15 protein-coding genes are annotated in these 13,777 nt (G+C 56.6%); all 15 read right to left on the reverse strand.

The genetic code is table 11. The annotated features are described in order from the left end of the window. Positions 1-23 precede the first annotated feature (23 nt). The 15 genes from atpA to rpmH all read right to left on the reverse strand — a co-directional run bounded on the left by atpA (position 24) and on the right by rpmH (position 13,211). Positions 24-1,568: a F0F1 ATP synthase subunit alpha gene (gene atpA, locus AC3ITA_RS28735; protein WP_030132553.1), complete on the reverse strand. Its 1,545-nt coding sequence runs from the start codon at positions 1,566-1,568 to the stop codon at positions 24-26. Between the two features lie 21 nt (positions 1,569-1,589). Continuing rightward, a complete protein-coding gene (locus AC3ITA_RS28740) occupies positions 1,590-2,126 on the reverse strand; it encodes a F0F1 ATP synthase subunit delta (protein WP_008045680.1) in 537 nt (178 codons plus the stop codon). Between the two features lie 12 nt (positions 2,127-2,138). Continuing rightward, entirely contained in the window at positions 2,139-2,609 is a 471-nt protein-coding gene (locus tag AC3ITA_RS28745; RefSeq protein WP_008045681.1) for a F0F1 ATP synthase subunit B, read from the reverse strand. 58 nt (positions 2,610-2,667) lie between these two features. Next, positions 2,668-2,925, reverse strand: coding sequence for a F0F1 ATP synthase subunit C (atpE, locus tag AC3ITA_RS28750; protein WP_003097235.1), 258 nt, complete (start codon positions 2,923-2,925; stop codon positions 2,668-2,670). Between the two features lie 133 nt (positions 2,926-3,058). After that, a complete protein-coding gene (atpB, locus tag AC3ITA_RS28755) occupies positions 3,059-3,928 on the reverse strand; it encodes a F0F1 ATP synthase subunit A (protein WP_095943038.1) in 870 nt (289 codons plus the stop codon). Between the two features lie 16 nt (positions 3,929-3,944). Beyond that, positions 3,945-4,352 carry a F0F1 ATP synthase subunit I gene (locus AC3ITA_RS28760; RefSeq protein ID WP_008045685.1) on the reverse strand — a complete coding sequence of 136 codons (408 nt, stop codon included), beginning with the start codon at positions 4,350-4,352 and terminating at the stop codon, positions 3,945-3,947. A 148-nt stretch (positions 4,353-4,500) separates the two neighbouring features. After that, positions 4,501-5,373, reverse strand: a complete 873-nt coding sequence (locus AC3ITA_RS28765) for a ParB/RepB/Spo0J family partition protein (protein ID WP_008045687.1) — start codon at positions 5,371-5,373, stop codon at positions 4,501-4,503. 9 nt (positions 5,374-5,382) lie between these two features. Continuing rightward, the gene (locus AC3ITA_RS28770) at positions 5,383-6,180 is read right to left on the reverse strand and encodes a ParA family protein (protein WP_095943037.1); all 798 of its coding nucleotides are present in this window, start codon (positions 6,178-6,180) and stop codon (positions 5,383-5,385) included. An 18-nt stretch (positions 6,181-6,198) separates the two neighbouring features. After that, positions 6,199-6,843, reverse strand: coding sequence for a 16S rRNA (guanine(527)-N(7))-methyltransferase RsmG (rsmG, locus tag AC3ITA_RS28775; RefSeq protein ID WP_007969895.1), 645 nt, complete (start codon positions 6,841-6,843; stop codon positions 6,199-6,201). Next, positions 6,840-8,738 carry a tRNA uridine-5-carboxymethylaminomethyl(34) synthesis enzyme MnmG gene (mnmG, locus tag AC3ITA_RS28780; protein WP_095943036.1) on the reverse strand — a complete coding sequence of 633 codons (1,899 nt, stop codon included), beginning with the start codon at positions 8,736-8,738 and terminating at the stop codon, positions 6,840-6,842. Before mnmG ends, rsmG begins: the two co-directional genes overlap by 4 nt. Positions 8,739-9,288: 550 nt before the next feature. Continuing rightward, positions 9,289-10,659, reverse strand: coding sequence for a tRNA uridine-5-carboxymethylaminomethyl(34) synthesis GTPase MnmE (gene mnmE, locus AC3ITA_RS28785; protein WP_489279036.1), 1,371 nt, complete (start codon positions 10,657-10,659; stop codon positions 9,289-9,291). Between the two features lie 79 nt (positions 10,660-10,738). Beyond that, entirely contained in the window at positions 10,739-12,418 is a 1,680-nt protein-coding gene (gene yidC, locus AC3ITA_RS28790; protein WP_489279037.1) for a membrane protein insertase YidC, read from the reverse strand. Between the two features lie 2 nt (positions 12,419-12,420). Beyond that, positions 12,421-12,666, reverse strand: a complete 246-nt coding sequence (yidD, locus tag AC3ITA_RS28795) for a membrane protein insertion efficiency factor YidD (protein ID WP_095943033.1) — start codon at positions 12,664-12,666, stop codon at positions 12,421-12,423. Further along, on the reverse strand, positions 12,659-13,060 hold the full coding sequence (rnpA, locus tag AC3ITA_RS28800) for a ribonuclease P protein component (RefSeq protein WP_218194549.1): 402 nt from the start codon (positions 13,058-13,060) through the stop codon (positions 12,659-12,661). The genes yidD and rnpA overlap by 8 nt, the downstream gene beginning before the upstream one ends. Before the next feature lie 16 nt (positions 13,061-13,076). Next, positions 13,077-13,211, reverse strand: coding sequence for a 50S ribosomal protein L34 (gene rpmH, locus AC3ITA_RS28805; protein ID WP_003213577.1), 135 nt, complete (start codon positions 13,209-13,211; stop codon positions 13,077-13,079). Positions 13,212-13,777 lie beyond the last annotated feature (566 nt).

Raw genomic sequence — 13,777 nt, forward strand, 5'->3', positions numbered from 1 at the left:
AGCCTTGCGGCTCCCGCTGCGGCTTACCAGGTTTGGGTGGCCTTGAACTTCTCGATACCGGCTTTCATGCCAGCGTCGATTTCGTCATTGAAGTCACCTTTCACGTTGATCTTCGCCATCAAATCGGCGTGATCGCGGTTGAAGAAAGCAATCAGCGCTTGCTCGAAGCTGCCGATCTTGGCGATTTCAACGTCAGTCAGGAACCCACGCTCAGCGGCATACAGCGACAGCGCCATGTCAGCGATCGACATTGGTGCGTATTGCTTCTGCTTCATCAGCTCGGTAACGCGCTGACCATGCTCAAGTTGCTTACGGGTCGCTTCGTCCAGGTCAGAAGCGAACTGGGCGAATGCCGCCAGTTCACGGTACTGAGCCAGAGCGGTACGGATACCACCGGACAGCTTCTTGATGATCTTGGTCTGAGCGGCACCACCCACACGGGATACCGAAACACCGGCGTTCACTGCAGGGCGGATGCCCGAGTTGAACATGGCCGATTCCAGGAAGATCTGACCGTCGGTGATGGAAATCACGTTGGTCGGAACGAACGCGGAAACGTCGCCAGCCTGGGTTTCGATGATCGGCAGTGCGGTCAGGGAACCGGTTTTGCCGGTCACTGCGCCGTTGGTGAACTTCTCTACGTATTCTTCCGAAACGCGGGATGCGCGCTCCAGCAGACGGGAGTGGAGATAGAACACGTCGCCTGGGTAAGCTTCACGGCCTGGTGGACGGCGCAGCAGCAGGGAAATCTGGCGGTAAGCCACTGCTTGCTTGGACAGATCGTCATAAACGATCAGCGCGTCTTCACCGCGGTCGCGGAAGAATTCACCCATGGTGCAACCGGAGTACGGTGCCAGGAATTGCAGCGCAGGAGATTCCGAAGCACTGGCAGCCACGATGATCGTGTTGGCCAGGGCGCCGTTTTCTTCCAGCTTGCGAACCACGTTGGCGATGGTCGATTGTTTCTGACCGATCGCTACGTAGACGCAGAAAATGCCGCTGTTCTTCTGGTTGATGATCGCGTCGATCGCCAGAGCGGTTTTACCGATCTGACGGTCACCGATGATCAGCTCACGCTGGCCACGGCCGACAGGGATCATGGCATCGACAGCCTTGTAGCCAGTCTGTACAGGCTGGTCTACCGACTTACGCCAGATCACGCCTGGAGCAACTTTCTCGACCGCGTCGGTCTCGGTGTTGCCCAGTGGACCTTTGCCGTCAACAGGGTTACCCAGTGCGTCGACTACGCGACCCAGCAGTTCCTTACCAACCGGAACTTCCAGGATGCGGCCGGTGCACTTGGCGCTCATGCCTTCAGCCAGAGACTGGTATGCGCCCAATACAACGGCACCTACGGAGTCTTGCTCCAGGTTGAGGGCCATACCGAAGACGCCGCCCGGAAACTCGATCATCTCGCCGTACATTACGTCGGCCAGACCGTGAATCCGCACGATACCGTCAGATACGCTGACGACAGTGCCTTCGTTACGGGCTTGGGAGGTCACATCGAGCTTGTCGATGCGGCCCTTGATAATTTCACTTATTTCGGAAGGATTGAGTTGCTGCATTGCTCTGCTGCCCCTTCAAACTCAAGATTTCAATGCTTCGGCAAGTTTCGCGATTTTGCCGCGAATCGAGCCATCGATAACCAGGTCGCCGGCGCGGATGACGACACCACCAATAAGGGCAGCGTCCTCCGCAACTTGCAGGCGCACTTCCCGGTTGAGTCGTGCACTGAGAACCTTGGCGAGTTTGTCTTGCTGTTCTTGGTTCAATGCAAAAGCACTGGTCACTTCAACGTCTACCGACTTCTCTTGTTCGGCCTTGTACAGGTCAAACAGAGCGGCGATCTCCGGCAACAGCGGGAGACGGTCGTTTTCGGCAACGACGTGGATGAAGTTCTGTGCCTTGGCATCAAACTTGTCGCCGCACACGTCAATGAACGTGGCGGCCTTTTCTGCGCTCGTCAGTCGCGGGGCCTTGAGCACGCGCTGCATGGTGTCGTCTTCCGACACCGCTGCAGCCAGGCCGAGCATGGCTGACCAATTGGCCAGTTGCTGGTGGGCCTGAGCGTGCTCGAAGGCCGCCTTAGCGTAAGGTCGGGCCAACGTGGTCAGTTCTGCCATGATCGCCCTCGCTTAGATTTCAGCAGCCAGTTGGTTAACCAGCTCTGCGTGCGCGTTTTGATCGATTGTGGCACCCAGGATCTTCTCGGCGCCGCCGACTGCCAGCAAGCCCACTTGGGCACGCAGCGCGTCTTTGACACTGTTCAGTTCCTGTTCGATCTCGGCTTGAGCCTGAACCTTCACACGGTCAGCGTCGACACGGGCTTTTTCAACAGCCTCTTCGACAATCTGGTTACCGCGTTTCTTGGCTTGCTCGATGATTTCAGCTGCCTGAGCTTTCGCTTCGCGCAGTTGGTGACCCGCTTTCTCTTGGGCCAACTCCAGGTCGCGAGCTGCACGGCTGGCAGCGTCCAGACCATCAGCGATCTTCTTTTGACGTTCGTGCAGTGCCGCAATGACCGGAGGCCATACGAACTTCATGCAGAACAGTACAAAAATCAGGAACGCAACGGACTGGCCAATCAGGGTCGCATTAATGTTCACGCCAACACCTCGCAGTTACGTTGTCCATCACACCAAATTACCCGGAAGATCCGAGTAATTAGCCAGCGATTTGACCAACGAACGGGTTCGCAAAGGTGAAGAACAGAGCGATACCAACACCGATCATGGTTACGGCGTCGAGCAGACCGGCAACGATGAACATTTTAACTTGCAGCATTGGAACCATTTCTGGCTGACGCGCTGCGCCTTCCAGGAACTTGCCGCCCAGCAGGCCGAAACCAATTGCGGTACCCAGTGCGCCCAGGCCGATCAACAGTGCAACAGCGATAGCGGTTAGACCAACTACAGTTTCCATCTTTCCTCCCGACTTTTACGTCGTATGGTTTAGGTTTTTTAGATTAAAGCGGTAAAACAAATCGTTTCAGATGCCCCGCAAGGAGCACCTTCCCGTTTTACCGGGAAGGACATCAGACTAGTCGAGACTGGCCTTAATGGTTTTCTTCGTGTGCCATCGACAGGTAAACGATGGTCAACATCATGAAGATGAACGCCTGCAGGGTGATGATCAGGATGTGGAACACAGCCCACGCCCACTGCAGAACAACGCCCAGGCCACTAAGCCAGAGCAGACCGCTGCCGAACATCACAGCAATCAGAATGAAGACCAGCTCGCCGGCGTACATGTTGCCGAACAGACGCAGAGCAAGGGAGATCGGCTTGGCGATCAGGGTCACGAATTCCAGCAGGAAGTTCACCGGGATCAGCAGGGCCTGAACGAAGATGTTCTTGCTGCCGAACGGGTGCAGGGTCAGCTCGCCGATGAAGCCGCCGAGGCCCTTGACCTTGATGCTGTAGAAAATGATCAGTGCGAAGACCGAGAACGCCATGCCCAGGGTCGCGTTCGGGTCGGTGGTCGACACGGCGCGGAACGGGATGTGGTGGTCGCCGGTGATCAGGATGGCCAGTTGAGGAATCCAGTCGACCGGTACCAGGTCGACGGCGTTCATCAGGAACACCCAGACGAAGATGGTCAGTGCCAGCGGTGCAATCACCGGGCTACGGCCATGGAAGCTGTCTTTCACGCTGCCATCGACGAATTCGACCAAAACTTCAACGAAGTTCTGCAAAGCACCTGGCTGACCCGAAGTCGCTTTCTTTGCCGCCATGCGGAAAAGAAGAACGAAGATCAGACCCAATGCGACCGACCAGCCGAGAGTATCGACATGGAAAGCCCAGAAGCCCATTTCCTTGGCTTCTGCTGCGGTGTGGGCAAAGCCCCAGCCGCCGGTAGGGAGCTGACCGAAGGTCAGGTTCTGCAAGTGGTGCTGGATATAGCCCGAAGCGGTTGTTTCTGCCATGGTTGCCTCAAACGCCCTAAGGTCTCGAAAGTCTTGTTCTCATCAGCAGGGGAGCGAACCAGCTGACTGACTGAGTCAGCACGAAGGCACCGAATACTGCAATCGGCGCCAGTGGCTTCACACCTGCAAACACCAGTGCAAACAGCACTGCCGTCAAAATCAGTTTGCCTGCCTCGCCGGCATAAAAAGACCGGACGATGGACTGGGCCGCTCGAGCGCCGGAAAACCGAAATGCCCTGTGAGCGAAATAAACATTGGGTAGCAAGGCTATCAGGCCTCCGCAGAGTCCCGAGTACCCGGCAACGACTCCATATCGGTACCAAAGCGCCAAAGCGGCGATCAGCAACACGACAAATTGAGCCATTAACACCGGAAAAACTGCCAGGCGATGGAAGGGCAGGCGGTTTGGCGTGCGGGTTTCCATCACTTTTACTCTCCAATGGTCGGCTGCCGAAATTCAATAACTTGGCATAATTTGTGCCGACAAAATGCGCGCAGAGTATAGGGGCGGTTCTGCCCCTATTCAACTGTCAGGTAGTGATTTCCGACTGCGCGCTACATGAGGAAATGTTTCAGCGGATATGTGCAAGTACGCCTTGAAGCTCATCCAGTGAGTTGTAGCCAATCACCAACTGCCCTTTACCCTTCTTACCGTGGCGGATCTGCACCGCAGAGCCTAGGCGCTCGGCCAGGCGCTGTTCGAGACGGGCGATATCCGGGTCCGGTTTTGCCGGTTCAACAGGCTCCGGTTTCCCACTCAACCACTGGCGAACCAGTGCCTCGGTTTGGCGCACGGTCAGCCCGCGTGCGACAACATGTCGCGCCCCTTCAACCTGTTGAATTTCCGGCAAACCGAGCAATGCACGGGCATGACCCATTTCCAGGTCGCCGTGGGACAACATGGTCTTAATGACTTCCGGCAAGGAAATCAGGCGCAACAGGTTGGCCACGGTCACCCGGGACTTGCCCACAGCCTCGGCTACCTGTTGCTGGGTCAGCTGGAACTCCTGCTGCAAACGCTGCAGGGCCACGGCTTCTTCAATCGGGTTCAGGTCTTCGCGCTGGATATTCTCGATCAGGGCGATAGCGATCGCGGTTTCATCGGGTACATCGCGAACCATCGCCGGGATCGTTTCCTGCCCGGCTTGCTGGCTGGCGCGCCAGCGGCGTTCGCCGGCAATGATCTCGAAGCGGCCGCTGCCGATCGGGCGAACCACGATGGGTTGCATGACACCCTGGGCCTTGATCGACTGCGCCAGCTCTTCGAGCGCCTGCGGATCCATGTCACGACGCGGCTGGTACTTGCCGCGCTGGAGCAGATCCAGGGGAAGGTGCTGCAGCTCACGCTGATCGGCTTGCGCCGCTTGTTCTTCCAGCGAGCTGACAGTCGGACCACTCAACAGAGCATCCAGTCCACGTCCGAGACCTCGTTTCTTGACGGCCATGGGGATTCCTTAAGTTGCCTGAGCAGCGGCGATGCGTGAGTTTTTGCGTTGACGACGAACCATCTCGCCCGCCAATGCCAGGTAGGCAACGGCGCCTCGCGACGCTTTGTCGTACGCCAGCGCCGGCATGCCGTAGCTTGGTGCTTCGGCCAGACGGATGTTGCGTGGAATGACGGTATCGTAGAGCTGCTCGCCGAAGTGTTCCTTGAGCTGCGCCGAGACATCGTTCATCAGGCTAAGGCGCGGGTCGTACATCGTGCGCAGCAGGCCTTCGACCTTCAGGTTCGGGTTCAGCAGTTCAGAGATACGCTTGATGTTATCCACAAGGTCGCTCAAGCCTTCGAGTGCGAAATACTCGCACTGCATGGGGATAATGACCCCGTCGGCGGCAACCAGTGCGTTCAGGGTCAGCATCGACAGCGACGGCGGGCAGTCGATCAGGATGTAATCGTAGTTTTCCCGGATCGGCGCCAGCGCGCTGCGCAGACGGCTTTCCTTCATCTGCATTTCCAGCAGAACCACTTCGGCCGCGGTGAGGTCGCGGTTAGCCGGCAACAGCTGGTAACCACCGTGTTCGGAGTAGTGCATGGCCTGGGCCAGGTCACATTCGCCGATCAGCAGGTCGTAGACCGAGTTTTCCAGGCCATGTTTATCCACACCGCTACCCATGGTGGCGTTGCCCTGTGGATCGAGATCAATCAACAGCACCCGGCGCTTGGTCGCGACCAGGGATGCTGCGAGGTTGATGCAGGTGGTGGTTTTGCCCACGCCACCCTTTTGGTTCGCAATCGCGAATACCTTAGCCATTCTTGCTTGTGTTCCCAATCATGCCGTGCGGCGCAGTATCAGCAGATGGCGTTGGCCTTGGCAACCAGGTACGGCCAGGGCGTGTTCGCTATCGAGGTGGAAGTCTGCCGGCAATGCTACCAGCTCATCGGCCGGATGAACGCCCTTCATTGCCAGCCAGCGTGTTTCGCTATCGCCGAGGTGGCGAGTCCAGTTGCTGAAGTTTTCCATGCTGCTGAACGCCCGGGAAATGATCCCGTTGAATGGCTGTGCAGGCTGGAATGCTTCGACGCGACTGTGGATAACTTGCAGGTTATCCAGTTTGAGTTCGAGTTTGACCTGGGTCAGGAAGCGGGTTTTCTTGCCGTTGCTGTCCAGGCAGGTCACCTGGGACTCGGGAAACAGGATCGCCAGCGGAATGCCCGGCATGCCGCCGCCGCTGCCGACGTCGAGCCAGCGACCGTTTTCGATGAACGACATCACGCTCAGGCTATCGAGCAAGTGACGGGAAACCATTTCGTCCGGATCACGCACGGCGGTGAGGTTGTAAGCCTTGTTCCATTTGATCAACAGGGCCAGGTAACCCAGCAACTGTGCGTGCTGGGTTTCTGTCAGCGTGACACCGAGTTGGCGAGCACCTGTGGATAACTCTTCTGCGTGTTGCGAAGTGACCAACGAACTCAAGCGCTTTGCTCCAACTGACGGCCCGCGCCGCGTTTTTTCAAATGAATCATCAACAGCGAAATGGCTGCCGGCGTAACGCCCGGGATACGCGAGGCCTGGCCCAGGGTTTCTGGACGGGTCGCGCCGAGCTTGCTCTGGATCTCCTTGGAGAGACCGGAAATGTTCGTGTAATCGATATCCACAGGCAGTCTGGTGTCTTCGCTGGCACGCAAGCGGGCGATTTCATCCTGTTGACGATCGATGTAGCCGGCGTACTTGGTCTTGATTTCGACCTGCTCGGCAACCTGTGGATCTTCTGCGCCCCCACCGGTCACGGCAATCAGACCAGCGTAGTCGATTTCCGGACGGCTCAAGAGATTGAGCAGGTTGTATTCGTGAGTCAGTGGCGTGCCGAATTTTTCGGCAATGGCATCGCCCTGTTCGGTGCCCGGGCGTACCCAGGTGCTTTTCAGGCGCTGCTCTTCCAGTTCGATGCTTTCGCGTTTTTTGCAGAAAGCCGCCCAGCGCACGTCATCCACCAGGCCCAGTTCGCGACCTTTTTCGGTCAAGCGCAGGTCGGCGTTGTCTTCGCGCAGGATCAGACGATATTCGGCGCGGGACGTGAACATCCGGTACGGCTCTTGGGTACCAAGGGTGATCAGGTCGTCGACCAACACACCGATATAGGCCTCGTCGCGACGCGGGCACCAGGCCTCTTTGCCTTGTGCACGCAGTGCAGCGTTGGTTCCGGCGAGCAAACCCTGGGCACCGGCTTCTTCGTAACCGGTTGTACCGTTGATTTGCCCGGCGAAGAACAGACCGCCGATGACTTTGGTTTCCAGGCTGTATTTCAAATCCCGTGGATCGAAGTAGTCGTACTCGATCGCGTAGCCAGGACGCACGATGTGCGCGTTTTCCATGCCGCGGATCGATTGCACGATCTGCAATTGCACGTCGAACGGCAAGCTTGTGGATATCCCGTTCGGATACAGCTCATGGGTGGTCAAACCTTCCGGTTCGATGAACACCTGATGGCTTTCCTTGTCGGCGAAGCGATGGATCTTGTCTTCGATCGACGGGCAATAACGCGGGCCGATGCCTTCGATCTCGCCGGCAGCGGAATACATCGGCGAACGGTCGAGGTTCGCGGCAATGATTTCGTGGGTACGGGCATTTGTGTGGGTAATCCAGCAACTGACCTGTCGTGGATGCTGTTCCTTGTTGCCCATGAACGACATCACCGGGATCGGCGTATCACCCGGTTGTTCGGACATCACCGAGAAATCCACGGACCGGCCGTCGATACGCGGTGGAGTACCGGTTTTCAAACGACCCACACGCAATGGCAGTTCACGCAGACGGTGAGCCAGCGCGATCGATGGCGGATCACCGGCGCGACCGCCGGAAAAATTCTGCAAACCGATGTGGATAAGTCCACCGAGGAACGTGCCGGTGGTCAGCACCACGGAATCGGCGAGGAAACGCAGACCCATTTGCGTGACAACACCACGAACTTGTTCCTGCTCAACGATCAGGTCGTCAGCGGCCTGTTGAAATATCCACAGGTTCGGCTGGTTTTCCAGGATTTCGCGGACAGCTGCCTTGTACAGAACCCGGTCTGCCTGTGCGCGGGTTGCGCGCACGGCCGGGCCTTTGCGGCTGTTCAACACGCGAAACTGGATGCCGCCTTTATCGGTGGCCATGGCCATCGCGCCGCCGAGGGCGTCGATTTCCTTGACCAGGTGGCTTTTGCCGATCCCGCCAATGGCCGGATTGCAACTCATGGCACCGAGGGTTTCCACGTTATGCGTCAGCAACAGGGTTTTAACCCCCATACGTGCTGAGGCCAGTGCTGCCTCGGTACCGGCATGACCGCCGCCGATGACGATCACTTCAAAACGGGAAGGGAAATCCACCACGCACCTCGTGCCTGCTTAAGTAGGTAATTCAGGAATAGTTTGAGCTCAGGTTTTTGGACCTGGTCGACAAGTATAGGGACTTCGCCCTTCCTAAAGAACCCTTTGCACAAAATTTAACCAGCTGTGGAAAAGTCGGAGTTATAGAAATTAAAAAGAAAGAAATTTATTAAATCTTTGTTTTTATGTTTATTTCTATACACCCACCTTTCTGTGGATAGATTGATGCAGGCCTTTGTTTTCAATATGTACAGAGATTCAAAACCCTGTGTTCATGTGCCAATGAGGCCCTTGGATAACCGGTGTAAGCCTGTGGATGAAAGGGGTGGTTATCCACAGAGGCGGTTATGTTCAGTTTTCGAGCCCTGTTATCAACTGACCTTAGCGTCGGTTATTCACAGGGCTTAATCCACAGAAAAGCTCCGTTTGCTCGAATTTCAGGTACAGGAATTACGCTCAAGCAGACGAAGCCCGCTCGGCACTGGAGGTTATTTTCAGAAAAGGAGAAAGCAGACAGGCACGAATGGCCTGTCTGTGAATAACAGGAGGGCTACTTACCGATACAGAAGCTGGAGAAAATACGCCCCAGCAGATCGTCAGAGCTGAAGGCACCAGTGATTTCACCCAACGACTGCTGAGCCTGGCGCAAATCCTCGGCCAATAACTCGCCAGCACCGGCCAGGGTCAATTGCGCGCGGCCATGCTCGAGGGCAGCACTGGCATGACGTAGCGCCTCAAGGTGTCGCCGGCGAGCGCTGAAGCTGCTTTCAGACGTTTGTTCATAGCCCATGCAGGCCTTGAGGTGATCACGCAGCAACTCCAGCCCGACACCACCCGACTTGGCGCTCAGGCTGATGGTGACATGACCGTCCTGGCTGACCTCCAGGGCAATGGCTTCGCCTGTAAGGTCGGCCTTGTTGCGGATCAGGGTGACTTTCGCGGGATCGGGACGGATTTCGAGAAACTCCGGCCACAGCGCGAACGGATCGAGGGCTTCGGGCGCTGTGGCATCGACCACCAGCAATACCCGATCCGCTTCGCCGATGGCCTTCAAGGCACGCTCGACGCCGATTTTTTCAACATGATCATCGGTATCGCGCAGACCGGCGGTATCCACGACGTGCAGCGGCATGCCATCGATGTGGATATGTTCGCGAAGCACGTCACGGGTGGTACCGGCAATTTCCGTTACGATCGCTGCTTCACGCCCGGCCAGGGCATTGAGCAGGCTGGATTTGCCGGCATTCGGACGACCGGCAATGACCACGGTCATGCCGTCACGCAGCAAGGCGCCCTGCCCGGCTTCGCGGATTACAGTGGATAACTCGTCGCGCACCTTGTCGAGCATGCTCAGGACGTGACCATCGGCGAGGAAGTCGATTTCTTCTTCCGGAAAATCGATGGCCGCTTCGACATAGATGCGCAGGCCGATCAATTGCTCGGTGAGGTTATGCACACGCGACGAGAAGGCACCCTGCAGGGAGCGCAACGCATTTCGCGCAGCCTGGGCGGAACTGGCTTCAATCAGGTCGGCAATGGCTTCGGCCTGGGCGAGGTCCAGTTTGTCGTTAAGGAAGGCGCGCTCACTGAATTCCCCCGGCCGGGCGAGACGGCAACCCAGTTCCAGACAGCGTTTGAGCAGCATATCCAGAACAATCGGGCCGCCATGGCCTTGCAGCTCCAGGACATCTTCGCCAGTGAACGAGTTCGGGCCGGGGAAATACAAGGCAATGCCCTGGTCCAGCACCTCGTCGTTTTCACTGAAAAACGGACCGTAGTGAGCAAATCGCGGCTTGAGCTCGCGACCACTGAAGGCCTTGGCCGCAACGCTGGCCAACGGCCCGGAAATACGCACGATGCCTACACCGCCGCGACCTTGAGCGGTGGCGACGGCTGCGATGGTTTCACGAGGAACGCTCATAAACCGGTATCCAGACAAAAGTGACAGATAGCAAAACGCCCCACTAGGGGGCGTTTTGAGTGGTTATCCACAGTGTAAATCAGGCAGCTGCTTTAGCGGCTGCTTCGATCTTACGTGTGATGTACCACTGTTGGGCGATCGACAGGCAGTTGTTCACTACCCAGTACAGCACCAGACCAGCCGGGAACCACAGGAAGAAGAAGGTGAAGATGATTGGCATCAGCTTCATCACCTTGGCCTGCATCGGATCCGGAGGAGTCGGGTTCAGCTGCTGCTGGATGAACATGGTTGCACCCATGATGATCGGCAGAATGAAGAACGGATCCTTGATCGACAGGTCAGTAATCCACAGCATGAACGGCGCCTGACGCATCTCGACGCTTTCCAGCAGAACCCAGTACAGCGAGAGGAAAACCGGCATCTGCACGAGGATTGGCAAGCAACCACCCAGCGGATTGATCTTCTCTTTCTTGTACAGCTCCATCATGGCTTGCGACATTTTCTGCCGGTCATCGCCATGTTGCTCTTTCAGCGCGGCCAGTTTCGGTGCCACTGCACGCATGCGCGCCATGGATTTGTAGCTGGCAGCCGACAGCGGGAAGAAGATCCCTTTGATCAGCATGGTCAGGAAGATGATCGACCAGCCCCAGTTACCCACAATGGCGTGGATATGTTGCAGCAACCAGAAGATCGGTTGGGCGATGAACCACAGAATGCCGTAGTCGACCGTCAGCTCCAGACCTGGGGACAACTCTTTCAGCACGGCCTGGCTTTTCGGACCAGCGTACAGAACGGCGCTGGTTTCAGCCTTGGCACCCGGTGCAACACTCATCGATGGACCGGTGTAGCCGATGATGTAGTTGCCTTTGCTGTCTTTACGGGTCTGGACGACGTTGTTTTCGCCCTTGGCCGGAATCCATGCGGTCACGAAGTAGTGCTGCAACCAGGCAACCCAACCGCCAGTGACGGTTTCTTTCAGCGCCGCCTTGTCCATGTCCTTCATGGACACTTTCTTGTACGGCTCGGAACTTGTCCACAGGGCGGCACCCAGGTAAGTCGCGGTACCAGTAGCCGTGGTCGACGAAGGATCGGCGCTGGCGTCGCGCTTCAACTGGGCGAACATCGCACCGGTCCAGGGCTGGGCGCTCTGGTTGTCGATCAGGTAGGAAACGGTTACGTCATACAGGCCGCGTTTCAGGGTGAAACGCTTGATGTAGTTGACGCCGTCCTTGCTGAACTTCAGGTCAACGACCAATTGGTCCTGACCGTCGGCCAGCTGATAAACCTTCTTCTCCGAGGAATAAACCGGACGACCGGCCGGATTTGCATCCGGACCGTTGGTGCCGATCAGACCGCTTTGCGCCAGATAAGTACGTTCGCCGCCGTTATCGAACAGCTGGAACGGAATTTCCGGGTGATCCTGACGACGCGGATACAGTGGCAGGGTCAGCTGGGCAACATCGCCACCTTGTGGGTCGACAGCCAGGTCCAGTACATCCGTTTTGATCTGGATGAGGTCCTTGCTCACAGCCACCGGCGTTTCGGCAGGTGCGCTGGTGTCGCTTGCAGCACGTGGAATGTCGTCACTGGCGGAAGCGTTGGAGCCAGATGCCGTATCCGGCAGGCCCGATGCAGTCGTATTGGTGGCAACATTCTGAGTCGGCAGGGCAGCTTGGCCATAGTCCTGGTTCCATTTAAGAACCATAACGTAGGACACGATTGCCAGGGCGACGATCAGGATCGTGCGTTTGATATCCATGATTACTCGGCCATCGAAGAAGAACGGGAGGTAGGGATAGGTGGAACCGGGTCATAACCACCGGAATTCCACGGATGACAGCGACCTAAACGACGAAAGGTCAGCCAGCCACCGCGAAGAAGGCCATGATTTTCGATGGCTTCTAACGCGTAGCAAGAACAGCTGGGGTAGAAACGACAGTGATCGGCCATCAGGGGACTAATGGCATAGCGATAAAACTGGATCGGAACGAGTGCCAGTTTACGCATCCGGACTGTCTACCCCTACAGGTTCGGTTTTAACTGCTGGTACCGGCGAACTGCGAGCCAGTCGTTTCCAGAGTTTGCCGAGATGCTGAATCAATTCGGGGTTTTCTACGTCACCCAAACCTTTACGCGCGACGATAACAATGTCCCAACCGACCAGAGAATCCTGGTTCAGGCGAAACGATTCGCGCATCAGACGTTTGAGGCGATTGCGCTCGACGGAGAGCTTTACGCTCTTTTTCCCGATAACCAACCCGAGACGGGGGTGATCAAGATCGTTGTTGCGCGCAAGGAGCAGGAGATTTTTCCCCGGAACCTTGCCGGTAGGGGAGTCAAAGACTGCCTTGAAATGCCGGGGGGTAAGCAGACGCTTTTCCCGACTGAAGTCCTGACTCACCTCCAGTGCCGGATTATCAAACTGCCAGACGCGCACGACCTTTGGCGCGACGACGCGACAGGACGGCACGACCGTTCTTGGTAGCCATGCGAGCACGGAAACCGTGGGTACGAGCGCGTTTGATAGTGCTTGGTTGGAAAGTACGTTTCATTGTCGTGTTACCTGGTTCGTCCACAACGGGCCGGAATGGCCCCCGTTTTAAGAGACCGGGGATTCTAGAGAAAGCAAGCCTTCAGGTCAATTTCCAACCAACGTTTCCTTATAAATAGATCTCCGGAGGTTTTTCTGTGTTCGCACCTTGCGTAGATATAAAAATAAGAAAGGAAAGTATTTAAAGCTTTTCTGTAAAGCTTATAAAAGCTAGGTGCGCATTCATCTGTGGATAAGTCGATTCAGGCCTTGTTTTACCAGCTGTACAGAGAATGACAACTACGGTGGAAAACAGTGTTCAGCCTGTGCTGCGCTGTCGGATAACCTGTGTGTGAAAGGTGGCTTTATCCACAGGCCGGTTATCCACCGAGTTTCGCCCCCACTTGTACAATGACCTTAACCCCGGTTATCCACAGAGCTTATGCACAGACCACTGGTCGCCTTTTTTGCGTATAAAACGGAGATTCTTCTTGGGCGATGAACCACCTTCGTGTGGATAAGTCGGCGTCTGGTCGCTACAATGGCCGCTTGTTTTTGCCTCACCGGCTTTCAACTTAGGGGATATCC

It is taken from the genome of Pseudomonas sp. GL_090, from assembly GCF_057837765.1.

Coding starts and splice junctions, on each gene's coding strand:
- atpB (WP_095943038.1), bottom strand. CDS start 3,928: ATGGCAGAAACAACCGCTTCGGGCTATATCCAGCACCACTTGCAGAAC.
- rpmH (WP_003213577.1), bottom strand. CDS start 13,211: ATGAAACGTACTTTCCAACCAAGCACTATCAAACGCGCTCGTACCCAC.
- AC3ITA_RS28740 (WP_008045680.1), bottom strand. CDS start 2,126: ATGGCAGAACTGACCACGTTGGCCCGACCTTACGCTAAGGCGGCCTTC.
- yidC (WP_489279037.1), bottom strand. CDS start 12,418: ATGGATATCAAACGCACGATCCTGATCGTCGCCCTGGCAATCGTGTCC.
- AC3ITA_RS28770 (WP_095943037.1), bottom strand. CDS start 6,180: ATGGCTAAGGTATTCGCGATTGCGAACCAAAAGGGTGGCGTGGGCAAA.
- AC3ITA_RS28765 (WP_008045687.1), bottom strand. CDS start 5,373: ATGGCCGTCAAGAAACGAGGTCTCGGACGTGGACTGGATGCTCTGTTG.
- atpE (WP_003097235.1), bottom strand. CDS start 2,925: ATGGAAACTGTAGTTGGTCTAACCGCTATCGCTGTTGCACTGTTGATC.
- atpA (WP_030132553.1), bottom strand. CDS start 1,568: ATGCAGCAACTCAATCCTTCCGAAATAAGTGAAATTATCAAGGGCCGC.
- yidD (WP_095943033.1), bottom strand. CDS start 12,666: ATGCGTAAACTGGCACTCGTTCCGATCCAGTTTTATCGCTATGCCATT.
- mnmE (WP_489279036.1), bottom strand. CDS start 10,659: ATGAGCGTTCCTCGTGAAACCATCGCAGCCGTCGCCACCGCTCAAGGT.
- AC3ITA_RS28760 (WP_008045685.1), bottom strand. CDS start 4,352: ATGGAAACCCGCACGCCAAACCGCCTGCCCTTCCATCGCCTGGCAGTT.